The following is a 24,684-nucleotide window of genomic DNA, read 5'->3' as shown; positions in this document are numbered from 1 at the left end:
GGCTGAAAGGGCGAACAGACGAACTCGATGAAAGACCCTTCCGAGGTATCTTCCTGAACTGAGAGTAGGGAAGGTCGTACGCAGGCGTTAACTGCACCGAGTGGTCAAATGTGATTTGACAACCAGGGTGGTACCACGGGATCTTCAAGTTCTCGTCCCTTTGCGGACGAGAACTTTTTTGTATTCAAAAAAGGAGGAATTTGAGATGAAATTACCACGCGGTACGTTTGATGTCCTTCCAGGAACAGTCGAACGTTGGCAGTACATCGAACAACAATTACGTGAAATTAGTAAGCGTTACAACTATAAGGAAATCCGGACGCCGATTTTTGAGGAGACAGAACTCTTTAAACGTGGCGTTGGTGAGACGACGGATATCGTTCAAAAAGAGATGTTCATGCTTGAGAAACGCGGAAAAGACCAGTTGACGTTACGCCCGGAAGGAACGGCTGCCGTCGTTCGTTCATTCGTGACAAACAAACTGTTTGGTTCACCGAACCAACCAACGAAATTATTCTACATCGGCCCGATGTTCCGTTATGAACGTCCGCAAGCAGGACGTTTCCGTCAGCTCCACCAATACGGAGTTGAAGCACTCGGAAGTGAACAACCGGCCATCGATGCGGAAGTAATCAGTCTCGCGATGAGCATCTACCGTTCATTCGGATTGAAGCATCTTAAACTGGTCATCAACACGCTCGGGGATAACGAAAGTCGCGCCGCACACCGGGCAGCACTCGTCGAACACTTTAAGCCAGTCGTTCACGAATTATGCCAGGACTGTCAAAATCGTCTCGAAACGAATCCTCTTCGTGTCCTCGATTGTAAGGTCGACCGCGATCACCCGAGCATGGCAACAGCACCATCGATTCTCGATTACTTAAACCCGGCATCAAAAGCGTACTTCGACGAAGTGTTGCTTCACTTAGATGCACTCGGTATCGAGTACGTCGTTGATCCAACGCTTGTTCGCGGAATCGACTATTACAATCACACGGCGTTCGAAATCATGTCAGAAGCAGAAGGTTTCGGAGCAATCACGACACTATGTGGTGGTGGTCGTTACAACGGTCTCGTCGAACAGATCGGTGGACCGGCAACACCGGGAATCGGATTCGGAATCGGTATCGAGCGTTTATTGATGGCGCTTGAAAATGAGAACGTCTTACCAGCAGTCGACGATCGAATCGATGTCTTCATCGTCGCGCAAGGCAGTGACGAAGTCGAAAAGACAGCGACACGACTCCTACAATTGATGCGTCTTGAAGGACTTGTCGCGGATCGGGATTATCTCGGTCGGAAGTTCAAAGGACAATTTAAGGCAGCAGATCGCTTGAAAGCACGTTACACGGTCATCCTCGGGGATGAAGAAGTCGAGCGTGGTGCAGCTGCCCTCAAAAACATGGCTACAGGGGAACAGACGGACGTTCCGTTATCAGCAGTCGCTGATACGATCGTCGCGAAATTAAAGGAGGAAGCACAATGATCGGACGCACGCATATGAACGGACAGGTGACAGAAGAAGTCATCGGACAACACGTTCAACTTAAAGGATGGGTTCAAAAACGACGTGACTTAGGAGGATTGATCTTCCTTGATCTCCGTGACCGTAGTGGCATCGTCCAAATCGTCTTCCAACCGGAAAACGAGCAGGCACACCGTCTTGCCGAATCGATTCGTTCGGAATATGTCCTCGATATTAAAGGACATGTCATCGCACGTGAGAATCCGAACCCGAACATCCCGACTGGACAAGTCGAGGTCGTCGCGGATGAAGTCGTCATCTTAAACGCAGCGAAGATGACACCGTTCCCGATCAGTGAAGAAGCGGAGCAGACGTCAGAAGATTTACGTCTCAAATACCGTTACCTCGACTTGCGTCGCCCATCGCTCCAAGAGACATTCCGTCTCCGTTCGAAAGCATCGAACATCATGCGGAACTTCCTCGATGAGCAAGACTTCCTGGAAGTCGAGACACCGATCTTAACGAAATCAACGCCAGAAGGCGCACGTGACTATCTCGTCCCAAGCCGGGTTCACCCGGGCGAGTTCTACGCCTTGCCACAATCTCCACAATTGTTCAAACAATTGTTGATGGTGTCTGGTTTTGAGCGGTACTTCCAAATCGCACGTTGTTTCCGTGATGAAGACTTACGTGCAGACCGTCAACCTGAATTCACGCAAGTCGACATCGAGACAAGCTTCATGGACATCGAAGACTTGTATGCCATGATGGAGTCGATGATGACACGCGTCATGAAAGAAACGCTCGGAAAAGATATCGTGACACCATTCCCACGGATGCCGTATGCAGAAGCAATGAGCCGGTATGGTTCGGATAAACCGGATACACGCTTCGGTCTCGAATTGATCGATGTCGCGGATGCCGTCAAAGGAGCAGGATTCAAAGTATTCGATATGGCACTTGAAGCAGGTGGAGAAGTCAAAGCATTGAACGTCAAAGGTGCAGCTGAACGCTTCTCACGAAAAGACATCGATAAGTTACAAGAATTTACGGCGATTTACGGTGCAAAAGGTCTCGCATGGGTCAAAGTGACAGCCGACGGATTGAATGGTCCAATCGCGAAGTTCTTCGACGAAGAAGCAACCGCTCGCTTGACAGCGGCGACAGATGCGGAAGCAGGCGACTTGTTGTTGTTCGTCGCAGCAAAAGCATCGATCGTAGCAGACAGCTTAGGTGCGCTCCGTCAGAAGTTGGCGAAGGAACTCGACTTAATTGATGAGTCGGTCTTCAACTTCCTTTGGGTGACAGACTTCCCACTTGTCACGTACGAAGAAGAAGATGGTCGTTTCTATGCGAACCACCACCCGTTCACGATGCCGCGTCGTGAGGATCTCGAATTGCTCGAGACGGATCCTGGCAAAGTCCTCGCAGTCGCGTATGACCTCGTCTTAAACGGATATGAGCTCGGCGGTGGATCACAACGGATTTATGAACGGGATATCCAGGAGCGGATGTTCAAGTTGCTTGGCTTCTCAGAAGAAGAAGCAAACGAGCAATTCGGCTTCTTGATGGAAGCATTCGAATACGGAACACCACCACATGCGGGGATCGCACTTGGTCTAGACCGTCTCGTCATGTTACTCGCAGGGCGTTCGAACTTGCGTGATACAATTGCCTTCCCGAAAACAGCATCAGCAAGTGATCTGTTGACGGCAGCACCAAGCCCAGTCTCGGATGCGCAATTGAATGATCTCTCAATTCGTACAGCAATCAAACAATCTTAAGTCACGACAAGCGAATCTTCCGGTATGGGAGGTTCGCTTGTTTCATGAAGGAGGGCGAACGGATGGAACGACACTTTTTTGAACGATCTCCAGTTGAAGTCGGACCAGACTTCTTAGGAACACACATCACGGTCGATGAGGTAACGATGCGAATCGTCGAGGTCGAAGCCTATCTCGGTCCTCACGATCAAGCGGCACACTCGTTTTCCGGTAAACCGACGAAACGAACGGCACCGATGTTCGGTCCACCCGGACATTTATATGTTTATTTCACGTATGGTATGCATCACTGTATGAATATCGTTTGTGGACATGAAGGGGAAGGATACGGACTGTTGTTACGAGGTGCCGAAATCATCAGTGGGCATGATCTTGTCGCTGAACGCCGTTTCGGTTGTTCCTACGCAGAATTGACGGCGATTCAAAGACGAAATCTCGTCAATGGACCGGCAAAATTGTGCCAAGGATTCGGTCTAACGACTGCTGATTCAGGTCAGGATCTTTATCAAGACCGGTTTCGACTCGTTGCCGACCCAGTCGATGCAATCGTCCAGACGACACGCATTGGTATTCCAAATGCTGGAGAAGCGACGGCCTATCCATGGCGTTTTTATGTCGACGCAAGTGAAGGTGTCAGTAAACGTTAAAAAATGGACGCTCCGATAAGGAAGCGTCCATTTTTTATTTAGGATTGTTGATTGATTTTTTAGCTTGTTGTTTTTTATAGAATTTATAAACGATTGGTCCAACCGTCGTTACAAGCGTCACTAATGTTCTGAGTTTACCGCGTTTTGCAGCCATTGATCCATTCACTCCTCTGATTTGTTGTAGTAATCATATTCCACGAAAACAACGTCTTAAAACCTCGTCGGCACATCGATTGGTTTTCTAAGTCCCTTGGTCGGGTCATAGTATAAGAGAAGGGAGCCGATCAATATGGGAGCAGTCGTCTGGTACCGCAATGATTTGCGTGTCGATGATCATGAAGCACTTCGGAGCGCATGCGAAGAACAAGATACGATTCGGGCAGTATACGTTAAAAATCATAAGGAACAGCTGTTTGAAAGAGGCGCACAACAAGCGAAATTCGAAGAAGAGACATTAGTGAATTTAGCCGATCATTTGTCTCAAATCGGAATTGCATTAGATATTTTAGAGGGGAAGGTGAATGAGGCACTTGATTCTTATCTGCAAACGGATGATACAGTCTATTTCCATAAGATGACTGGAACAGAAGAAGCGGCAAGTGAGCAGTATGTCAAAGACAGATATACAGTCCGTTCTTTTGAGACACAGACACTACATCGCCGGGAAGATATCGGAAGTGACGAACTGAAGCGCGTCTTTACAGCGTTTCGAAAACGTGTCGAGGCGAAAGGAACCTTCTACGATCCACTTGATCCACCAACTGGGATTCGATTAATAAGGGAGGAATCAGTCAAAGCGGATCCAGAGATCGCGTTCCCGTTCCGTGGTGGAGAATCAGCGGGGAGAGCACGTCTTCAAGAATACCTGGCTGAGCCTGTATTCACCTATAAAGAAACACGTAACGGTTTTTTACGAAATGATTCTTCGAAGTTATCTGCCTGGCTAGCGAACGGATCGCTGTCACCGCGTCGCGTCATGGCTGAATTGCAGGAAGCCGAGCGAAAAAAGGGAGCAAATGAATCGACGTACTGGTTGTATTTCGAACTGTTATGGCGTGACTTTTTCCATTTAACGATGCGTGAGACAGGAAGTCGTCTGTTTCGATCGAATGGATTAAAGGAAGGGCAATACACGTGGAAGACGGATCAGCTAGCTGTCGAACGTTGGATAAAAGGAAAGACCGGTGTACCGTTCGTTGATGCCTTTATGAACGAGATTCGCGAGACGGGATGGATGTCGAACCGGGGCAGGCAGATCGTTGCCAGTTATCTCATTCATGAATTAAAACAGGACTGGCGCATCGGAGCACAGTATTTTGAACAACAATTGATTGATCATGACGTCGCTTCGAACTATGGCAACTGGGCATTCATCGCAGGGGTCGGGAATGCGACGCGGACACCACGATTCGATCCCGTGTTTCAGCAACAACGATATGATCCGAACGAAGACTTCACGAAACGTTGGACTTAAAAAAGCATCCTTTTCTGGAGTGGGAAGTAGTTGCATTTCAGAGGGGAGGATGCTATATTAAATGCATCAGATGGGGTTCCTGAATTGTACGAGAGCCGCCTTTTATCTTTGAGCCACTCTTTTTTGATAGGGAGTTTGACGTTCCAACTAGTAGTACATGCCTCGTAACACAGCAGGAGGACGTACGAATAGGAATCGGATAAGACACCCACCTGCACAGCAGGTTCAAAAATAAGGTATCGACACGGCACTTCGGGTCCCATCGTCTTATTATTTTATTGCTTGACACGTCGCATGACGTTTTTTTTTATGATATAATTCCGAGTAAAACAGTATGAGTATTGTGAGGTTATGAGATGTTACATCAATTTTCGCGTAATGAACTAGCAATCGGTAAAACTGGACTTGACGCATTGGCATCCAAGTCTGTCGCTATTCTGGGAATCGGCGGTGTTGGTTCGTTCTCAGCAGAAGCACTTGCCCGTAGTGGTGTAGGTCGTTTGATTCTCGTCGATAAGGATGATATCGATATTACAAACGTTAACCGACAAATTCATGCCTTGCTTCCGACGGTCGGTCAGCCGAAGGTCGATGCGATGGCAGAACGTCTTACGTTAATCAATCCAGACCTTGAAATCGTTCGTTTGAAGATGTTCTACAATGAAGAAACATTCGAGTCGTTCTTTGAACAGCAGCCGGATTATGTCATCGATGCATCGGACACGGTCTCGTTCAAAATTCACTTGATTCAAGAATGTAAGAAACGTAACATTCCGATCATTTCGAGCATGGGGATGGCAAACAAGATGGATCCGACACGCATTAAGATCGTTGACATCAAAGATACAAGTTATGATCCTCTGGCGAAAGTCATCCGGACGAAACTTCGGAAAGCCGGTATCCATAAAGGCGTTCCTGTTGTCTTTTCCGATGAACCGCCCGTTAAGATCATTGAAGAAGTCCGTCAAGTCGTCGGAAACGATGCCGCTGCGATTCGTAAAGCGAAGATGCCACCGAGTTCGAATGCATTTGTTCCATCTGTCGGTGGACTGATTGCAGCGAGCTACGTCATCAATGAGATTGTCCGTGAAGCTGGCGTGACGATCGAACGCGTTCGTTAAAAAAGCGACCTTATGGTCGCTTTTTCTGATGTGTGGCTGTTTGTTTGTTCCAAAAATCGAGTCGAGCCTGCAGTTGTTTTTCAAAACCGCGTGGGCTTGGACGATAAAAGACGGGTTTGGTCCGGGCAAGGTTTTCTGGCCAATAATTCTGTGGCACATAGGCATGTTCGAAGTCGTGCGGATATTGGTAGGTAACGCCATTCCCAAGTGCCGCTGCACCCGGATGATGGGCATCGCGCAAGTGTGGGGGAACAGGTCCACCATCTGAACGACGGACGAGCATCAATGCTTGGTCAATGGCTGAGATGACGGCATTCGATTTCGGTGCTGTCGCGAGATATAGGACCGTTTCAGCAAGCGGGATCCGTGCTTCTGGGAAACCAACGTATTCGCACGCGCGCGCGCAAGCATCGACCATCAATAACGCTTGCGGATCAGATAGACCGATGTCTTCTGCCGCATGGACATAGAGACGACGGACGATGAAACGTGGACTTTCACCGGCTTCAATCATGACGGCGAGCCAGTAGAGCGCGGCGTCGGGATCGGAACCACGAATCGATTTGATGAAGGCGGAGATGACATCATAATGACGATCGCCGTCCTTATCATACTTCAATGCCTTTTGCTGAATCGATTCCTCAGCGACAGCGAGGTCGATCGTGATTTGACCATCGATTTCCGGTGTCGTTAAGACGGCAAGTTCGAGCGCATTCAATAATGCCCTGTAATCGCCATCTGACAACTTGACGTAATGATCGATCGCGTCCTCCGTGATGGTGATCGGATATTTGCCAAGACCACGCTCCGTGTCCTTCAGGGTCCGATCGAGGACGATCCGTAAATCATCTGCCGTCGGGGGTTCAAAACGAAAGACTGTTGCCCGCGATAAGAGAGCGGCGTTGACCTCAAAACTCGGGTTTTCAGTCGTCGCACCGATCAACGTGATCGTACCCGCCTCAAGTGCCGGCAGTAAGGCGTCTTGCTGCATCTTATTGAACCGATGGATCTCATCGAGAAAGAGGATCGTTTTTTGATCCTCGAACTGAAGACGAGCTTCGGCTGCTTTTAAAATCTCACGTAATTGTTCCAGTTTTGCCGTGACCGCATTCAATTGCTCGAATGCTGATTTCGTATAACTGGAAATGACACGTGCGAGGGTCGTCTTACCGGTGCCCGGTGGACCGTAAAAAATGACGGTTCCGAGACGATCGGCTAAGATGGCGCGCCGCAAAAGCGTCGTCTCTCCGATTAGATGGCGTTGTCCGACGATTTCATCCAGATTCTGCGGACGCATCCGATTTGCGAGCGGTCCGGCAGGAGACTGGGATTCAAATAAATGTGCCATACACATACGCTCCTTCCACTTTTAGCTACTACTATACTAGAAAGGATGATCCTTCGCATGATGAAAATCTCAACGAAAGGGCGATATGGTCTGACGATCATGATCGCACTCGCGAAAGAAGCTGAATCAAAACCATTGTCCTTAAAAAAAATCGCCCAGATGTATGATTTATCAGAGCACTACCTCGAGCAATTGATCGCACCACTTCGAAATGGGGGTCTCGTCAAAAGTGTTCGCGGCGCTTATGGCGGGTATAAGCTCGGTCGTGAAGCACAAAGCATTACGGCGGGTGAAATCATCCGCCTGCTTGAAGGACCACTCGTCGTCGTCGAAGTCGATGCTTGTGACGAGGTCACGAAACGCAAACTTTGGGACAAAATCCAACAAGCGGTCGATCAAGTACTCGATTCAACGACACTACAAGACTTAGCGGAAGAAGACGATACAGGATACATGTTCTATATTTGAGAGGTGAATACGAATGAATTACTTTGACCATTCGGCGACGACGCCGATGCGTCCGGAAGTCCTTGAGGCGATGACGCCTTATTTGCTCGAACAGTACGGCAATCCATCAAGTGTCCATGCGGCTGGTCGTTCTGCTCGGGCGGCGATCGACAATGCACGTCGGCAGATCGCACAAGAATTAAATGCGAAACCAACTGAACTGATTTTCACGAGTGGTGGAACGGAGTCGGATAACTACGCCATCTTCGGTGCGGCTGAGGTAGCGCGTGAAAAAGGGCGTCATCTCATTACGACACGGTTTGAGCATCATGCCGTACTCCGTGCGTTCGAAGAGCTTGAAAAGCAAGGCTATGATGTCACATATCTCGATGTACCGTCGTCTGGCGTTGTGTCGTTGACTGCCTTACAAGAAGCAGTTCGGGAAGATACGATACTCGTCTCGATCATGTTCGGCAACAATGAAGTCGGGACGATCCAGCCGATTGCGGCAATTGGTCAATTCTTACGGGAACGCGGTATTTTGTTCCATACGGACGCGGTGCAAGTGTTCGGAAAACAAGCAATTGATGTCGAAGCGTTACAGGTCGATCTTTTATCCGCGTCTGGTCATAAAATCAATGGTCCAAAAGGAATCGGGCTATTATATGTACGGACAGGTGTGAAATTAGCGACGCAGACGTATGGCGGAGAACAGGAACGCAAGCGTCGCGCTGGTACGGAGAACGTACCGGGAATCGTCGGTTTAGCGAAAGCGCTCGAACTGATGATCGCAGAGCGCGATCAACAGCAGGACCACATCAAACAACTGCGTAGCGTTTTGCTAACACGCTTGGATGAAAGTGGCGTCACTTACGAAGTCAACGGTGTTGAAGGATTGCCGAATGTCCTCAATCTTTACTTCCCGCAAATTGAAATCGAACCGTTCTTGATCATGCTTGATATGCGCCAGATGGCTGTATCGAGCGGGAGTGCATGTACGGCAGGATCCGTCGAGCCTTCGCATGTCTTGTCGGCGATGTATGGTGAAGATGAACGGACACGGGCATCGGTTCGGATCAGTTTTGGTCACGGAAATGAGCTCGCGCAAGTCGAACTACTCGCACAAGCCTTGCAAGATGTCGTAAAATCGTTTCAGAATTAACTAAGAGGTGAAATGAATGAATACACGAGCGAAAGCCCCGAGTGAAACGACAGTCGTCGTTGGGATGTCGGGCGGTGTCGATTCGTCTGTGACGGCTCATTTATTAAAAGAGCAAGGCTATAACGTCATCGGGATCTTCATGAAAAACTGGGATGACACGGATGAGAACGGCTTTTGTACGGCGACGGAAGATTATGAAGACGTCATCGCCGTAGCCAATCAAATCGGCATTCCGTATTATGCGGTCAATTTTGAAAAAGAGTACTGGGATAAGGTCTTCACGTACTTCCTCGATGAATATAAACTCGGTCGGACACCGAATCCAGACGTCATGTGTAACAAGGAAATCAAGTTCAAAGCCTTCCTCGATCACGCGATGCGTCTTGGTGCCGATTTCGTCGCGACAGGTCATTATGCACGTGCTGTCTATGAAGATGGAGAACATAAATTGCTTCGTGGTGTCGATGCAAACAAGGATCAAACATATTTCTTGAATCAATTGTCGCAAGAGCAAATCGCGAAGGCGATGTTCCCAATCGGTCACATGGAAAAATCAGAAGTGCGCCGGATCGCAGAAGAAGCGAACCTTGCAACAGCTAAGAAAAAAGACTCGACCGGTATTTGCTTCATTGGCGAGCGGAATTTTAAACAGTTCCTCGGTCAATACCTACCGGCACAACCCGGTGAGATGCGGACGCTTGACGGCAACGTCATGGGTCGTCACGATGGATTGATGTACTATACGATGGGGCAACGCCACGGGCTTGGTATCGGTGGCGACGGAGAACCTTGGTTCGTCGTCGGAAAAAACCTAAAAGAGAACATTCTCTATGTCGATCAAGGATTCCATAACGAATTATTGTATTCGGAAGGATTACTTGCTTCAGATGTCAGTTGGACATCTGAACGTCCAGTCGGTGAGACATTCCGTTGCACAGCGAAATTCCGTTACCGTCAACAAGACACAGCCGTCACGGTTCGTGTCCTTGAAGATGGACTCGATGTTTCGTTTGACGAACGTCAACGGGCGATCACACCAGGACAAGCGGTCGTGTTCTATGATGGAGACATCTGCCTCGGTGGTGCCACAATCGATGCAGCTTATAAAGCAGGCGAACGCCTCGCTTATTTAGCGTAAGGAGCAAAAGAAGATGAACTATAATGAAGTAGGGTTCCGGCATCTAGAAGCTGGAAATTATGAATTAGCAGCGCAAGCTTTTAATGATGCGATCGAAGAAAACCCAAAAGATCCGACGGCGTACGTCAATCTTGGAACATTACTCCAATCGATGAACGACGCTGATCGTGCCCTTCGTTTTTATGACCGGGCACTGATGATTGATAATACGTTTGCGAGTGCCTATTATGCGAAAGGCGCTCTGTTCTTTGCTGCCGATCAACTCGTCGAAGCAGAGGAATCATTGCGCGCAGCGTTATTGTACGGACTTGACGACGCGGATCTCCATTTCATGCTAGGGATGACGTATCAAAAACTCGGTGATCCAGTACGCGGCTTACCTCGTTTACAACGCGCGTCAGAACTAAACGGTGTCGATATCGAGATCTCGTTCCAATACGGACTTGCCTTAGCGCAAAACGAGAAGTTGGAAGAAGCGGTCGAGATGTTCGAGCATGTCTTGATGCTTGACGAAACGCATACAGATGCACGATACAATTATGCGATTGCTCTTGCCTTCCTCGGTCAACAGGAAGCCTGTTATGCAGAACTTGAAGCCGTTCTTGCCTATCAGCCGGAACACGCCCTTGCACGAGATGCAAAAGCGAAGATGGATGCGTTATTAAAACAAGCAGATTGATCTAAAAAAGACGATTCCAGGCGGAGTCGTCTTTTTTGTATGGTATTTAATTCCCGACTTCACGGATGACACGAAGCGGAGGTCCGGAAAAGTCTTCATAGGCTTCATCCATGTTTTTCGTATACAGTTCGATGACGTTATTTTCTGTATCCTTGAAATAAGCGGAATACTCTTTTTGGTTCGAGGTCTCCTGTTCATCCCATTCTCTTAGCTTCACGGTGATTGAAGCTTCCCGAAGCTGATTTAAGGCTTGCTGGAACTCGTCCTTCTCAACGTAAAAGGCACAATGGACATGGACTCCGCCTTCATCGTACAACGTATCCCATTCGGAGACCGGTAAATGTTTAACGGTTCGTTCTTCCATCGTGAAGTCCCGTTTCAGCCAAAGACCGAGTCGGGTGTTGCCGCCAATGTAGAGCCACGTTGCCCAGACCCCATCTTGTTTAGATTGTTCTTTGCTCGGCTCAGCATCCTCAGGTGCCCATTGCTCGACAATCGGAATACCAAGTGTCTCATTCCAAAAGCCAAGGGCGCGATCCATATCCTCGACTTCAAGTACTAATTCACACAATCCTGCAATCGGTAAACGTGCCATCCTTGAACTCCTCCTCTTAACGAAATGTTTCACGGTATCTTTCCCTGATTTAAAATCCGGTAAACGAATGCTATGATGAAAGCAGCGAATGAAAAAGAGAGAAAGAAGGTGGAGTGATGGAGCACCCCCATCAAGTCGTCGGGCGCGTCAAACGTGTGCTCTTTTCTTCTGAAGAGGAAGCACACTCCATTGTACTGGTCGCCGTCAAAGAAAAGAACTTTGAATTAAAAGAGACCGAGCTCGTCATTACGGGTACAGGAGTCGGAATCGAACTCGGAGGGACGTATCAAGCATTCGGTCGTCTCGTTGATCATCCTCGCTTCGGAAAACAACTGAAGGCGGAGCTGATTCGCCGATCGGTTCCGATGACTAAACATGCGACGATCCGCTTCTTGACGAATGGTTCGTTCACCGGCATTGGTCCGAAAACAGCGAAAAATATCGTCGATGCTCTTGGAGAAGACGCAGTGGATCTCATATTAAAGGATGAACGGGTACTGAATCAGGTGCCTGGGTTAAAACAAAAACAAGCAGACATCATATTGAATCGACTCGCGACGCTATACGGTGTCGATCAGTTGATGCTGTTCTTAGCACCGTTTGATGTCACACCGAAGCTGGCGGCAAAGATCTATGCCGCGTACGAGGGCGACGCCATGGCACGGATTCGGGAGAATCCGTATTCCTTGATGTATGAAGTAAACGGGATTGGCTTTAAGACAGCCGATCATATTGCCGCGCACCTCGGACTTGTCGGATTACACCCGGAGCGTGTCGCTGCTTCGATCATGCATATATTAGAACAAGAAGCGGGCGAGGGACATGCCTTCGCGACGGTCGACTCGCTATTGCAACGGGCACCCCGTCTGCTAGGGGAAGATCCGGGAGAGCGGCTAGAACAAGCGATCGAACTATTGCTCGCTGAAGATAAGGTCAAGCTTGAAGAAGGTTGCTTGTATTTACCGACGATCTTTTATGCGGAAGTCCGCGCGGCGAAGGAACTAGCACGCGTCATGGCAAACGGTGCCGAACAAGAAGTCGATGTCGCGACGATCCTTGAAGCAATTGGTCACCTCGAAGAACAGTTCGGCATGGAATATGCTGCGCAACAGCGAGAAGCGATCGAGTTAGCGGTCAAAGCGCCGCTGATGGTCTTGACTGGTGGACCGGGTACCGGTAAGACGACTGTCATCAAGGGAATTTTGCATGCGTTGCAAGAAATTCATGACTGGCCGCTTGAGAAGAGTCGCGTCAAGACAGGGGATGTCTATCCATACGTCCTTGTTGCACCGACGGGACGTGCCGCTAAACGTCTATCGGAAGCAACAGATGTACCGGCGATGACGATTCACCGTCTCTTAAAGTATGATGGAACGAACTTTCAACTGAATGAGGATCAGCCGATCACGGGAAAAGTACTGATCATCGATGAATCGTCGATGATTGATATCTACTTGTTATCGAGTTTGCTTCGCGCCGTCCCGAATGGCATGAAGATCTTGTTCGTCGGTGACCGCGATCAATTGCCATCCGTCGGTCCAGGACAGGTGCTGGCAGACTTGATGGATACGGAAGGAATTCCCGTCGTCCGTTTGAACGTCGTCCATCGTCAAGCAGAAGATTCTTCGATATTGCGTCTTGCGCACGATTTGAAGAACCGGACGACGTCTGCTGATTTGTTATCACCACTTGCGGATCGCCGCTTCTATACTGCGTCTCCGCAAGAGACGTTACGGGGCATCTCGGCCTTCGCGGAAAAAGCACTCGCAAAAGGCTACTCGAAATTCGATGTACAGGTCCTCGCGCCGACTTACCGTGGTCAGGTCGGGATCGACGAATTGAATGTCGCCTTGCAACGCGTCTATAACCCGGAGGAACCGAAGAAACGGGAAGTCAAACAAGGGACGCGGATTTACCGGACCGGGGACAAGATTCTCCAGCTCGTCAACAATGCGGAAGAAAACGTCTATAACGGAGATATCGGCGAAATCGTCAATATCTTCTTCGCTAAAGAGAATGTCGATAAAGTCGATAAAATCATCGCCCGGTTCGATCAGACGGAGGTCGAGTACAACCGGAGTGATTGGGATCAATTCACGCACGCCTATGCGATTACGATCCACAAAGCGCAAGGATCTGAGTTTCCGATCGTCTTGATGCCGGTCTATTTCACGGGGGCGTTCAAACATTCCCGAAATTTAATTTATACGGCAGTTACTCGGGCAAAATCGAGTTTGTTATTATTCGGTGATCCGCGTGCGTTCCATAAAGCGTCGCAAGAAGAGGAACCCCGGCGCCGAACACGATTGATCGAACGACTCGGTGGGGTGACAAAGACTTGACGGATGCTGTTCGATAGGTAATAATCACGATAGATGAATGGACGTAACACGTTGATGGAAGATAAGTAAAAGGAAAACTCGAGTCCAGAGAGAAGTGAGTCTGCTGCAATCACTTTCTCGAGTCCCTTTGAAGCTCCTTCCGGAGTCGGGTGTAAACACCTGCGGGTCATCCCCGTTATCAGATGTTCGAGGTAGGCAATGGATTGCTTACGAACGAGGGTGGTACCACGGAAGCGATGCTTTCGTCCCTTTTCAGGGATGAAAGCATCGCTTTTTTGCGTCCAAATAAAACCAATGGGGGTAACTGTTCATGAAAGCTCTAAAACCATTAACGGGTGCACAAATCCGTCAGATGTATCTTGATTTCTTCCAAAGCAAAGGGCATGCGATCGAACCGAGTGCTTCGCTCGTACCGGTCGAGGATCCATCGCTCTTGTGGATCAACTCGGGTGTTGCAACACTCAAGAAATATTTTGATGGTCGTGTCATTCCTGATAATCCACGTATCGTCAACGCACAAAAATCAATCCGGACGAACGATATCGAAAACGTCGGGAAAACAGCGCGTCACCATACGTTCTTCGAGATGCTCGGAAACTTCTCTGTCGGTGATTACTTCCGTGAAGATGCAATCAAATGGGGTTGGGAACTCTTGACGAGTGATGACTGGTACGGTCTTGACCCAGAACGTCTTTCGGTCACGATTCATCCGGAAGATGATGCAGCGCGTCAAATCTGGCTTGAACTCGGTGTACCGGCTGAGCGGATCATTCCGCTTGAAGATAACTTCTGGGAAATCGGTGAAGGTCCATCTGGTCCGAATACGGAAATCTTCTTCGATCGTGGTCCAGCTTTCGGAGACGATCCGAACGATTCAGAACTTTATCCAGGTGGCGAAAACGAACGCTATCTCGAGATCTGGAATATCGTCTTCAGTCAGTACAACCACGACGGACACGGCAACTACACGGAACTTCCGCGTAAAAACATCGATACTGGGATGGGACTCGAACGGATGGCGTGTGTCATGCAGGACGTGCCGACGAACTTCGATACGGATCTGTTCATGCCGATCATTCATAAGACAGAAGAAATCAGCGGCAAGATCTACCGTGATGATTCGAAACTTGATGTAGCATTCAAAGTCATCGCAGACCACATCCGTACTGTATCATTTGCGATCGGTGATGGTGCTCTTCCTTCGAATGAAGGACGTGGATATGTCCTTCGTCGTTTACTACGCCGTGCGGTTCGTTATGCGAAAATGCTTGGGATCGAACGTCCGTTCATGTATGAACTCGTTGATACGGTCGGGAACGTCATGGTTGACTTCTACCCACAAGTTCCGGAAAAAGCGGACTTCATCAAACGCGTCATTAAAAACGAAGAAGAACGTTTCCATGAGACGCTTCATGACGGTCTTGCAATCTTGAACACGGTGGCTCAGAATTCTAAAGCAAACGGTGAGCACGTCATCAGTGGCGAAGATGCGTTCCGTCTGTATGACACGTATGGTTTCCCACTCGAATTGACAGTTGAGTATGCGGAAGATCATCAGATGTCTGTTGATGAAGAAGGCTTCAAACAAGCGATGGACGCGCAACGTCAACGTGCGCGGGCAGCACGTGAAGAGAGCGGTTCGATGCAACAACAATCGGAAGTCCTCTCGACACTAAAAGATAAAAGTACGTTCGTCGGCTATACCGACCTTAAGGCGGATGCAAAAATCATCGCATTGTTGCATGATGGAGAACGAGTCACAGAAGTGGCTGCTGGTGAAGAAGCGCAAGTCATTCTCGATATCACGCCGTTCTACGCTGAAAGTGGTGGTGAAGTAGCGGATACAGGAACAATCGAAGGCAAAGACTTCGTTCTTGATGTCAAAGATGTTCAAAAGGCACCAAACGGTCAAAACTTGCATACGGTCATCGTCCGTACAGGAATCGCAACGGAAGCGGCGGATGTCGTTGCAAACGTCGAAGCAGCAGAACGTAAAGCCGTCACGAAAAACCATACAGCAACACACTTGCTTCATAAAGCATTGAAAGACACGCTCGGAACACACGTCAACCAAGCGGGATCACTTGTTTCTCCAGAACGTCTCCGCTTCGACTTCTCACACTTCGGTGCCGTGACACAAGAAGAGTTGACAAAAATCGAACAAGACGTCAACCAAGCGATCTGGGCATCATTACCGGTTGATATCGAAGAGATGAACATCGCTGATGCAAAAGCAAAAGGCGCGATGGCATTGTTCGGTGAGAAGTACGGGGAAACGGTCCGTGTCGTCTCAGCAGGCACATACTCGATTGAATTGTGTGGCGGAATCCACGTCGGAAACACTGCAGAGATCGGTCTGTTCAAGATCGTCTCAGAGTCTGGGATCGGTGCAGGTACACGCCGGATCGAAGCCGTGACAGGTGCAGGCGCGTATCGTGTGATGAATCAACACTTAGAAACACTCGAACAAGCAGCAGCTGTCTTGAAAACGAAAACGACGGAAGTTCCGGTCCGTATCGAAGCACTGCAACAACAACTTCGTGAGACGGAACGGGCGAACGAATCGTTGCAAGCAAAACTTGCGAACATCGAAGCTGCTTCACTAAAGGACGATGTTGAGGAAATCAACGGCGTACGTGTGCTTGCGAAACGTGTCGACGTCTCAGATATGGATGCCCTTCGCGGTATGATGGATGAGTTGAAGAGCTCACTCGGATCAGCAATCATTGTTCTCGGTAGTGCGCAAGGTGAAAAAGTCAATCTCGTCGCAAGCGTTTCAAAAGATTTAATCGACCAAGGCTATCATGCTGGTAAATTGATCAAGGAAGTCGCAACACGCTGCGGTGGTGGCGGTGGCGGTCGCCCTGACATGGCTCAAGCTGGTGGGAAAGATGCGTCGAAATTAGAAGAAGCACTCGCGTACGCTTCACAATACGTGCAATCACTGGCATAATAGAAACGTAGTGTATATGAAAGAGGTGATGAACGTGAGTCAGATGGATCAAACGATGAAATTCAACTTTCCAGAAGACGATAACAAAGCAGCGACACGGGATGTGTTGTTGACGGTCTATCATGCTTTAGAAGAAAAAGGATATCATCCGATCAACCAAATCGTCGGCTATCTCCTATCTGGAGATCCTGCTTACATTCCTCGTCATAATGACGCACGTAACTTAATTCGTAAGATTGAACGTGACGAATTGCTCGAAGAACTCGTGAAATCTTATTTGGCGGAGAGTGGAAATTCAAAATGAAACGTGCAATGGGACTAGACGTCGGTTCGAAGACGATCGGGGTAGCGGTCAGTGACTTGATGGGCTGGACGGCGCAAGGTGTCGAGACGGTCAAGTGGACGGAACCGGATTACCCAGAAGCCTTCAAACGGCTCGATGTCATCATGGAGACATACAATGTCGAAATCCTAGTCATTGGTCTTCCGAAAAACATGAACGGTTCCATCGGTCCCCGTGCGGAGGCGAGTGAAGCCTTTGCGAAGGAAATCGAACAGCATACTGGGCTTGAAGTCGTCTTCATGGATGAACGGTTGACGACGATGCAAGCAGAACGGATGCTGATCGATGCCGATGTCAGCCGCAAGAAACGAAAACAAGTCATCGATAAGATGGCTGCCGTCATGATCCTGCAATCGTATTTGGATCGGGCGAATCGATGAAGGGGGAGAAACCGATGGCTGAAGAAAAACGTCAGTATCTCTTTCCAGATGAAGAGGGCGGCGAACATCTTTTCGAAGAATGGTACCGTTACTCAAGTGAACGTACAGGAAAAACCTATCTATTTCTTGAAATGATCGGTAACCCTGACGAAGGAGCGGATGATCTAATCATCTGTGAGATCGATGAATATGGAGAAGGCGAAGATGATTTTGAATTGAGCCTGATCGATGAAAATGATGAGCAAACTTGGGATGAACTCGAGCTTGCGTTAAAGGAGCGGATCACTGATGCAACAGAATGAGCCAACACGTTACGTAATTCCGGACGGCGAAGGAAATGATTTCGAATTCGTAGAACGTCTGCGTTATGAAAGCCCACGTTCGAGCAAGACATACATCTTCCTCGAGCCAATTGGAGCAGATTATGACGAAGCAGAAGAAGTCGATATCTTCGTTTACGAACTCGACGAATACGGTGATGGAGACAACGACTTCAACCTCGTACCAATCGACGAAGACGATACAGCGACTTGGGATGAAATCGAAGAAGTCTTTAACACGCTCGAAGATCAGTTAGACTAACCCGACTCATGACAGGTGACGTCGTAAGAGACTTTCTCTTACGGTGTCACCTTGTTTTAAGAGAAGAAGGAGGAACCGATGGAGAACGAATGGAAGCAAAATTCTGAAATCGAAAAAAGGCGACGCCGGACATCACGCCGGATCACGCTGATCATCCTTTCTGTATTGTTGACGATTTTTCTAGTTACCAGTGCGGTCATCTATGTCTTTTTGAAAAATGCGCTTGAACCGGTCGATGAAGCAGCGACGAAATCTGTCAAAGTCGAAATTCCTTTAGGCGCAGGAACGAGTACGATCGCTTCCTTACTAAAGGAAAAAGATTTGATTGCAAACGAGACGATTTTCCGTTATTACGTCCGTTATAAGAATGAATCGTCATTCCAGGCGGGTACATATACCCTGTCACAAGCCATGTCCCCGGATGAAATCATCAATGAATTGAAAACGGGAACGGTCATGAAGGCAGCGGATGTGAAAATCACGTTACCTGAAGGCATCACGATGGATCGTCAAATTGATTTAATCGCGAAAGCGACGAAGTTCAAAGAAGAGACGATTCGTAAAGAATTGACGGATGCGATGTTCATCGATGCCATGATTGAAAAATATCCGATGTTGACGGATGAAGTGAAGAAGAATGGCGTCTTGTACGCACTTGAAGGATATCTCTTCCCAGCAACGTATGAGTTCGATAAAGGAAAAAGCATTGATCAAATCGTCGAGACGATGCTCGACGAGACAGAAAAAGTCTACGATGAAAATGAGGATGCCATTCGAAAGTCAGGCATGACCTTCCATGAAGTGCTCAGTCTCGGTTCAATGGTCGAGCGTGAAGCCGCGACACCGAAGGATCGTCGTGAAATCGCAGGCGTCTTCAAAAACCGTTTAGATGATGGCATGAAACTTCAGTCGGACCCGACGGTTTGGTATGGCACAGGCGAGAATACGGCATTGACGACGCTGAAGGATCTTGAGAATAACTCGAAGTACAATACGTATAAGTACGAAGGAATTCCGATTGGTCCGATTTCAACGGTCAGTAAGGATTCCGTATTAGCTGTCTTGAACCCGAATAAAACAAAATATGTCTATTTCTTCGCCCGTCCACCAAGTGATACACATCCACGAGGACAGATTCTTTACGAAGAGACATATGAAGAACATCAACGAAACGTCGTTAAGTATAAACCGGAATGGGTGGAATACGAAGCGAGTAAAGAGCAATGAGCAACGGGTTGGGTTGAAGCGGAAATGACGCTTCAAGTCAACCTGTTTATGCGGAAGAGGGAGTGAATGGCGTGAAGGATTTCACGACCTATGTCGAATCGATGATTCATCCTCGTGATGCCCTACTAGAAGAAATGGAGCGTTATGCGGAAGAACATCATATACCGATCATCGAGTTGACCGGTTCCGAAGTCTTGTTGTCGCTCCTGCGATTACAGCAACCGAAGCGTATTTTAGAAGTCGGAACAGCAATTGGTTATAGTGCGATCCGGATGGCACGCGCGTTACCGGATGCGCGTATTACGACAATCGAACGGAATGCAAAGCGGTATGAAGAAGCAAAAACCTTCATCGCCCGGTCAGATGTGGCGGATCGGATTGACATCATTTTTGGTGATGCAGTAGAATTAGCCGAAACGCTTGAAGACCAGTTTGATGCAGTCTTCATCGATGCAGCTAAAGGACAGTATAAAAAATTCTTTGCGGGATATGGGCGACTCATTCCAGAGGGTGGCGTGCTTTATACGGACAATCTCTTCTTACACGGAGATGTCCTTGAGCCTGACCCGAAGACGTTCGATCGAAGAAGACGTCGGCTCGTGCGTCTCGTCAAAGAATTCACGGTCTGGATGATGGAACAAGAACAATATGATACGACGATTTTTCCGCTCGGTGACGGTGTATCCGTCAGTCGGAAAAAGTCGAAATGATGGAGGAACGAATGACATGCAAAAACCGGTAGTAATAGGCGTAGCGGGCGGAACGGGTTCAGGGAAGACGACGGTGGCACGTTCACTTGTCGATGCGTTCCCAAGCGAATCAATCGTCATGATTGAACAGGACGCATACTATAAAGACCAAAGTGAATTATCAATGGAAGAGCGATATCAGACAAACTATGATCATCCATTTGCTTTCGATAATGGTCTTTTGATTGAACACATTCAAGCGCTCCGCGAAAACATTGCCGTTGAAAAACCGGTATATGATTATGTCGCACATACACGTGCTCAAGAAACGATTCGTCTCGAACCACGTGATGTCATCATCGTAGAAGGAATTTTAGCGCTTGAAGACGAACGGTTACGGGAACTAATGGATATTAAGGTGTTCGTCGATACGGATGCGGACGTTCGCATTCTTCGTCGGATGCAACGTGATATCAACGAACGTGGGCGTTCAATTGATTCTGTCGTTGAGCAGTACACGAATGTCGTCCGTCCGATGCATCTGCAGTTCTGTGAACCGACAAAACGTTATGCGGATATCATCGTACCAGAGGGCGGCGAAAACCACGTGGCAATCGATTTACTCGTAACGAAAATCCGAGCGATCCTTGATTATCGTTCGGCACTTGATCAAAGAGGATATTGATTCCAAAAAAGATGTGAATATACTATACTAGTGGAATAAAAAGGAGCGTGACAAAAATGGCAGAAAAGCAATACTACATGACGCTTGAAGGTAAAGCGAACATTGAAAATGAATTGAATGAATTGAAGTCAGTCCGCCGGAAAGAAGTCGTCGAGAACATCAAGATTGCCCGTTCGTTCGGTGACCTTTCAGAGAACGCAGAGTATGATTCAGCAAAAGAAGAGCAAGCAATGGTCGAAGGCCGGATTGCTCAACTGGAAGAGATGCTTCGCAACGTTGCCATCATCTCGGAAGAAGAGAAGGATATCTCAGTCGTCGGTATCGGAACGACAGTCACTTTCTTGAGTGTCGAAGACAACGAAGAAGATACGTATACGATCGTTGGTAGTGCCGAAGCAGATCCGTTCACGGGTAAAATTTCGAACGAATCACCAATCGCAAAAAGTTTAATGGGGCACCAAGTCGGAGATCAAGTCTCTGTACCAGCACCAGGCGGCGAATACGCAGTAAAAATTACATCGATCAAATAAAGAACACAGGAGCCGGAGCAATCCGGCTTTCTGTTTGATGGAGGAATGGACCATGCCAATCGCAATCATCGGCGCAATGGAAGAGGAAGTCAACTTATTGCGCAACGAGTTGTCAGAACGTAAAGATACAGTCATTGCAAACTATCATTTTTATGAAGGACTCTTGAATAGCGTTCCTGTCGTCATTTTGAAGTCAGGAATCGGGAAAGTGAACGCTGCGATCGGTACGACATTATTGCTTGACCACTACAAACCAACTGCTGTCATCAATACCGGCTCAGCAGGCGGATTTAAAGAAGGCTTAACGGTTGGGGATGTCGTCGTCTCAACAGAAGTACGTCACCATGACGTAGACGTGACAGCGTTTGGTTACGAATATGGTCAGGTACCTGGAATGCCAGCTGCCTACCAAGCAAATCCAAAGCTCGTAGCAACAGCAGAAGCTGTCATCGAGCGGATGGATGCAATTCGTGTGGTTCATGGATTGATCGCGACAGGTGACTCATTCATCCATGATTCAGAGCGTTCTGCTCAAATTAAGGCGCACTTCCCAGAAGTCGCAGCCGTCGAGATGGAAGCTGCGCCAATCGCACAAGTCTGTCATCAGTTTGGTGTTCCGTTCGTCGTGACACGTTCGATTTCAGATAGCGCTAATGAAGAAGCGTCACTCTCGTTTGATGAATTCCTCGAGATTGCGTCAATCAATTCCGCTAAAATGGTCATGGAAGTCGTTCGGACGTTAGCAGAATGAGGTAGAAGGAAGGGCACGGGAGACCTTGCTCTTCCTTTTTTCTTTGACAAAAGCAAATTAACGCTTTATATTAGTACCAGATACTAATAACAAAAGGGGATGCCTTATGAAGATCGGGATTGTAGGATTAGGAACGTCTTTGCCATCACGTCGCGTAACGAATGATGAGCTAGCAACGACGCTCGACACAAGTGATGAATGGATTCGGACACGAACAGGAATCGGGGCACGACGAATTGCAGCCGATGATGTGGATGTAACAGACTTAGCGACGGAAGCGGCTCAGAAGGCACTCGATGATGCTGGATTGACAGTAGAGGACATCGGTTTGATCGTTGTCGGAACGGCAACAGGACGTGCGTTCCCTTCTACAGCCTGTATCGTCCAAGAGCGCCTCGGAGCACGAGGGGCGACCGCTTTTGATATCAGTGCGGCCTGTAGTGGATTCATTTTCGCATTACAAACAGCTGCAAGCATGTTATCAACAGTCGAAGGAAAACATGCACTTGTCATCGGTGCCGAAAAAATGTCGAGTATCGTTGACTGGTCAGACCGGTCGACAGCGATTTTATTCGGGGATGGTGCAGGAGCGGTCGTCATCGGCCAAACTGAGCAAGATGGATTAAATGCTTTTGAACTCGGAACAGACGGACGTGGAGCCCATCTGTTGTTTAAAGATATCGATGGACCAATCGAGATGAACGGTCGCGAAGTCTTTAAGTTCGCTGTTCGTAAATTACCGGAAATCGTTGAGAAGGTCATTCAAAAAGCAGACAGCACGCTTGAAGATGTCGATATCTTGATTCCGCATCAGGCGAACCTACGCATCATCGATGCAGCGTGTGAACGACTGCATATTCCGCAAGAAAAGGTCATCGTTACGATCGATGAGCATGCGAATACATCTGCTGCTTCGATTCCACTCGCACTCGAAGAAGCACGTAAGCAAGGTCGTCTGACACTAGGTACGAAACTTGTACTTGCTGGCTTCGGTGCCGGATTGACTTGGGGAGCAGCATATATTACTTGGACTAAAGGAGAGAACACATAAGATGATGAGAAAACGCGTTGTAGTCACAGGAATCGGGGCATTGACACCAATCGGGAATGATGCGAATACATTCTGGGATGCATTAAAAGAAGGAACGAACGGAATTCGTCCGATGGAGCGTCTTGATATCGATGAGTATCCAACGAAGGTTACAGGCGAATTACAGAACTTCGATGTCACAGAATTCATTGAGGCGAAAGAAGCACGGAAAATGGATCGCTTCGTTCATTATTCACTTGTCGCAAGCCTGGAAGCTGTAAAAGATGCTGGAATCGACATTAAAGAAATTGCAGAACGTGCTGGGGTCTGGATCGGATCTGGAATCGGTGGCGTTGAGACGATCGAGAAACAAGCGAAAATCTACTTTGAACGTGGACACCGTCGTGTCAGCCCATTCTTCATTCCAATGATGATCCCGAATATGGCAAGCGGTCAGGTATCGATTTATACTGGAGCTAAGGGACCAAATAACTGTTCCGTCACTGCATGTGCTTCAGGAACGAATGCCATCGGAGAAGCACTGCGTGTCATCGAACGTGGTGACGCGGATGTCATGATTGCTGGTGGTGCGGAAGCTCCGATCACGAACTTAGCATTTGCTGGTTTTTGTGCCAACAAAGCGATGTCAACGAACCACGATCCTGAGACGGCAAGCCGTCCATTTGACGAAGGACGTGACGGATTCGTCATGGGAGAAGGAGCAGGAATCTTAATTCTTGAAGAATATGAGCATGCAGTAGCACGTGGTGCAAAAATCTATGCGGAAGTCAGTGGATATGGATTAACAGCTGATGCGTACCACATCACAGCTCCGGATCCAGACGGAGACGGTGGAGCACGCGCGATGGCGATGGCGATTCAAGATGCGGGCATCACTCCGGAGGCAGTCGGATACATCAATGCTCATGGAACGAGTACACCAATGAACGACATCCTTGAAACAAAAGCGATCCACAGTGTCTTCGGTGAACAAGCGAAACAACTCGTCGTCAACTCGACGAAATCGATGATCGGTCACTTACTTGGTGGAGCAGGTGGCGTCGAGGCGATTGCGACGATTAAATCATTACAAGAACAAACAGTTCACCCGACGATTCATCTCAAACAGCCGAGCGAAGGCTGTGATCTCGACTATGTGACAGAAGGTTCACGTCACGTCGAAATGACTTATGCGCTCAGCAACTCGCTTGGGTTCGGTGGACACAACGCATCACTCGTCTTCAAACGGTATGAAGCTTAAGCTCAAGCGACTCCCTTGAAACATCAAGGGGGTCGCTTTTTTGATGAAATT

At 48.3% G+C, this 24,684-nt stretch carries 24 protein-coding genes, 1 other RNA gene and 2 other annotated features (1 of these 27 running past the window's edge); of the genes, 23 read left to right on the top strand and 2 right to left on the bottom strand.

Annotated elements, in window-relative coordinates; genetic code table 11:
- Nucleotides 1–163 (top strand) — a binding site (T-box leader); it begins 59 nt to the left of the window's first position.
- A gap of 42 nt (nucleotides 164–205) precedes the next feature.
- The 6 genes from hisS to VJ374_RS11310 all read left to right on the top strand — a co-directional run bounded on the left by hisS (nucleotide 206) and on the right by VJ374_RS11310 (nucleotide 6,491).
- The gene (gene hisS / locus VJ374_RS11335) at nucleotides 206–1,486 is read left to right on the top strand and encodes a histidine--tRNA ligase (protein ID WP_290751770.1); all 1,281 of its coding nucleotides are present in this window, start codon (nucleotides 206–208) and stop codon (nucleotides 1,484–1,486) included.
- The gene (aspS, locus tag VJ374_RS11330) at nucleotides 1,483–3,249 is read left to right on the top strand and encodes an aspartate--tRNA ligase (protein WP_329468815.1); all 1,767 of its coding nucleotides are present in this window, start codon (nucleotides 1,483–1,485) and stop codon (nucleotides 3,247–3,249) included. The genes hisS and aspS overlap by 4 nt, the downstream gene beginning before the upstream one ends.
- A 62-nt stretch (nucleotides 3,250–3,311) precedes the next feature.
- Entirely contained in the window at nucleotides 3,312–3,896 is a 585-nt protein-coding gene (locus VJ374_RS11325; RefSeq protein ID WP_035406536.1) for a DNA-3-methyladenine glycosylase, read from the top strand.
- Between the two features lie 289 nt (nucleotides 3,897–4,185).
- Nucleotides 4,186–5,370: a DASH family cryptochrome gene (locus VJ374_RS11320; protein ID WP_329468814.1), complete on the top strand. Its 1,185-nt coding sequence runs from the start codon at nucleotides 4,186–4,188 to the stop codon at nucleotides 5,368–5,370.
- A gap of 73 nt (nucleotides 5,371–5,443) precedes the next feature.
- Nucleotides 5,444–5,633: non-coding RNA, 6S RNA (gene ssrS, locus VJ374_RS11315), on the top strand.
- A 93-nt stretch (nucleotides 5,634–5,726) separates the two neighbouring features.
- Nucleotides 5,727–6,491 (top strand): tRNA threonylcarbamoyladenosine dehydratase, encoded by a 765-nt coding sequence (locus VJ374_RS11310; protein ID WP_329468813.1) that lies wholly within the window; start codon nucleotides 5,727–5,729, stop codon nucleotides 6,489–6,491.
- 10 nt (nucleotides 6,492–6,501) lie between these two features.
- Here VJ374_RS11310 and VJ374_RS11305 read toward each other — a convergent pair whose 3' ends face one another.
- Entirely contained in the window at nucleotides 6,502–7,839 is a 1,338-nt protein-coding gene (locus tag VJ374_RS11305) for a replication-associated recombination protein A (protein WP_329468812.1), read from the bottom strand.
- 60 nt (nucleotides 7,840–7,899) lie between these two features.
- On the opposite strand from VJ374_RS11305, the gene cymR reads away from it, so the two are divergent.
- The 4 genes from cymR to VJ374_RS11285 are packed head-to-tail and all read left to right on the top strand — an operon-like array spanning nucleotide 7,900 to nucleotide 11,265.
- Nucleotides 7,900–8,307, top strand: coding sequence for a cysteine metabolism transcriptional regulator CymR (gene cymR / locus VJ374_RS11300; RefSeq protein WP_035409489.1), 408 nt, complete (start codon nucleotides 7,900–7,902; stop codon nucleotides 8,305–8,307).
- 13 nt (nucleotides 8,308–8,320) lie between these two features.
- Complete coding sequence (locus tag VJ374_RS11295; RefSeq protein ID WP_442899592.1) at nucleotides 8,321–9,448, top strand: cysteine desulfurase family protein; 1,128 nt, start codon at nucleotides 8,321–8,323, stop codon at nucleotides 9,446–9,448.
- Nucleotides 9,449–9,464: 16 nt separating this feature from the next.
- Nucleotides 9,465–10,586 carry a tRNA 2-thiouridine(34) synthase MnmA gene (mnmA, locus tag VJ374_RS11290; protein ID WP_029342234.1) on the top strand — a complete coding sequence of 374 codons (1,122 nt, stop codon included), beginning with the start codon at nucleotides 9,465–9,467 and terminating at the stop codon, nucleotides 10,584–10,586.
- A gap of 13 nt (nucleotides 10,587–10,599) precedes the next feature.
- Entirely contained in the window at nucleotides 10,600–11,265 is a 666-nt protein-coding gene (locus tag VJ374_RS11285) for a tetratricopeptide repeat protein (protein WP_329468811.1), read from the top strand.
- A 46-nt stretch (nucleotides 11,266–11,311) separates the two neighbouring features.
- Here the strand turns inward: VJ374_RS11285 and VJ374_RS11280 are convergent, their stop codons facing one another.
- Complete coding sequence (locus tag VJ374_RS11280) at nucleotides 11,312–11,860, bottom strand: VOC family protein (protein WP_290772620.1); 549 nt, start codon at nucleotides 11,858–11,860, stop codon at nucleotides 11,312–11,314.
- Between the two features lie 116 nt (nucleotides 11,861–11,976).
- On the opposite strand from VJ374_RS11280, the gene recD2 reads away from it, so the two are divergent.
- The 13 genes from recD2 (at nucleotide 11,977) to fabF (ending at nucleotide 24,633) form a co-directional block, all read left to right on the top strand.
- Nucleotides 11,977–14,202: an SF1B family DNA helicase RecD2 gene (gene recD2, locus VJ374_RS11275; RefSeq protein WP_056062464.1), complete on the top strand. Its 2,226-nt coding sequence runs from the start codon at nucleotides 11,977–11,979 to the stop codon at nucleotides 14,200–14,202.
- 42 nt (nucleotides 14,203–14,244) lie between these two features.
- Nucleotides 14,245–14,455 (top strand) — a binding site (T-box leader).
- Nucleotides 14,456–14,512: 57 nt separating this feature from the next.
- Nucleotides 14,513–17,155: an alanine--tRNA ligase gene (gene alaS / locus VJ374_RS11270; RefSeq protein WP_290785225.1), complete on the top strand. Its 2,643-nt coding sequence runs from the start codon at nucleotides 14,513–14,515 to the stop codon at nucleotides 17,153–17,155.
- 34 nt (nucleotides 17,156–17,189) lie between these two features.
- Complete coding sequence (locus VJ374_RS11265) at nucleotides 17,190–17,459, top strand: IreB family regulatory phosphoprotein (protein ID WP_029342229.1); 270 nt, start codon at nucleotides 17,190–17,192, stop codon at nucleotides 17,457–17,459.
- A complete protein-coding gene (ruvX, locus tag VJ374_RS11260; protein WP_056062458.1) occupies nucleotides 17,456–17,878 on the top strand; it encodes a Holliday junction resolvase RuvX in 423 nt (140 codons plus the stop codon). The genes VJ374_RS11265 and ruvX overlap by 4 nt, the downstream gene beginning before the upstream one ends.
- 14 nt (nucleotides 17,879–17,892) lie before the next feature.
- Nucleotides 17,893–18,180, top strand: a complete 288-nt coding sequence (locus tag VJ374_RS11255) for a DUF1292 domain-containing protein (RefSeq protein ID WP_023468909.1) — start codon at nucleotides 17,893–17,895, stop codon at nucleotides 18,178–18,180.
- Nucleotides 18,167–18,460: a DUF1292 domain-containing protein gene (locus VJ374_RS11250; RefSeq protein ID WP_023468908.1), complete on the top strand. Its 294-nt coding sequence runs from the start codon at nucleotides 18,167–18,169 to the stop codon at nucleotides 18,458–18,460. Before VJ374_RS11255 ends, VJ374_RS11250 begins: the two co-directional genes overlap by 14 nt.
- Nucleotides 18,461–18,538: 78 nt before the next feature.
- Nucleotides 18,539–19,687 (top strand): endolytic transglycosylase MltG, encoded by a 1,149-nt coding sequence (gene mltG / locus VJ374_RS11245; protein WP_329468810.1) that lies wholly within the window; start codon nucleotides 18,539–18,541, stop codon nucleotides 19,685–19,687.
- A gap of 71 nt (nucleotides 19,688–19,758) precedes the next feature.
- Nucleotides 19,759–20,397 carry an O-methyltransferase gene (locus VJ374_RS11240; protein WP_081780346.1) on the top strand — a complete coding sequence of 213 codons (639 nt, stop codon included), beginning with the start codon at nucleotides 19,759–19,761 and terminating at the stop codon, nucleotides 20,395–20,397.
- A gap of 16 nt (nucleotides 20,398–20,413) precedes the next feature.
- On the top strand, nucleotides 20,414–21,061 hold the full coding sequence (udk, locus tag VJ374_RS11235; protein ID WP_035406565.1) for a uridine kinase: 648 nt from the start codon (nucleotides 20,414–20,416) through the stop codon (nucleotides 21,059–21,061).
- Between the two features lie 56 nt (nucleotides 21,062–21,117).
- Nucleotides 21,118–21,591 carry a transcription elongation factor GreA gene (gene greA, locus VJ374_RS11230; RefSeq protein ID WP_029342224.1) on the top strand — a complete coding sequence of 158 codons (474 nt, stop codon included), beginning with the start codon at nucleotides 21,118–21,120 and terminating at the stop codon, nucleotides 21,589–21,591.
- A gap of 52 nt (nucleotides 21,592–21,643) precedes the next feature.
- The gene (gene mtnN, locus VJ374_RS11225; RefSeq protein ID WP_329468809.1) at nucleotides 21,644–22,342 is read left to right on the top strand and encodes a 5'-methylthioadenosine/S-adenosylhomocysteine nucleosidase; all 699 of its coding nucleotides are present in this window, start codon (nucleotides 21,644–21,646) and stop codon (nucleotides 22,340–22,342) included.
- Between the two features lie 106 nt (nucleotides 22,343–22,448).
- The gene (locus VJ374_RS11220; protein ID WP_329468808.1) at nucleotides 22,449–23,393 is read left to right on the top strand and encodes a beta-ketoacyl-ACP synthase III; all 945 of its coding nucleotides are present in this window, start codon (nucleotides 22,449–22,451) and stop codon (nucleotides 23,391–23,393) included.
- A 1-nt stretch (nucleotide 23,394) separates the two neighbouring features.
- Nucleotides 23,395–24,633, top strand: a complete 1,239-nt coding sequence (fabF, locus tag VJ374_RS11215) for a beta-ketoacyl-ACP synthase II (RefSeq protein ID WP_035406574.1) — start codon at nucleotides 23,395–23,397, stop codon at nucleotides 24,631–24,633.
- Nucleotides 24,634–24,684 lie beyond the last annotated feature (51 nt).

Source organism: Exiguobacterium sp. 9-2 (genome assembly GCF_036287235.1).
Classification (GTDB): Bacteria; Bacillota; Bacilli; order Exiguobacteriales; family Exiguobacteriaceae; genus Exiguobacterium_A.
The sequence above is the reverse complement of the archived record's forward strand: the minus strand, read 5'-3'. Positions and strand labels throughout refer to the sequence as shown.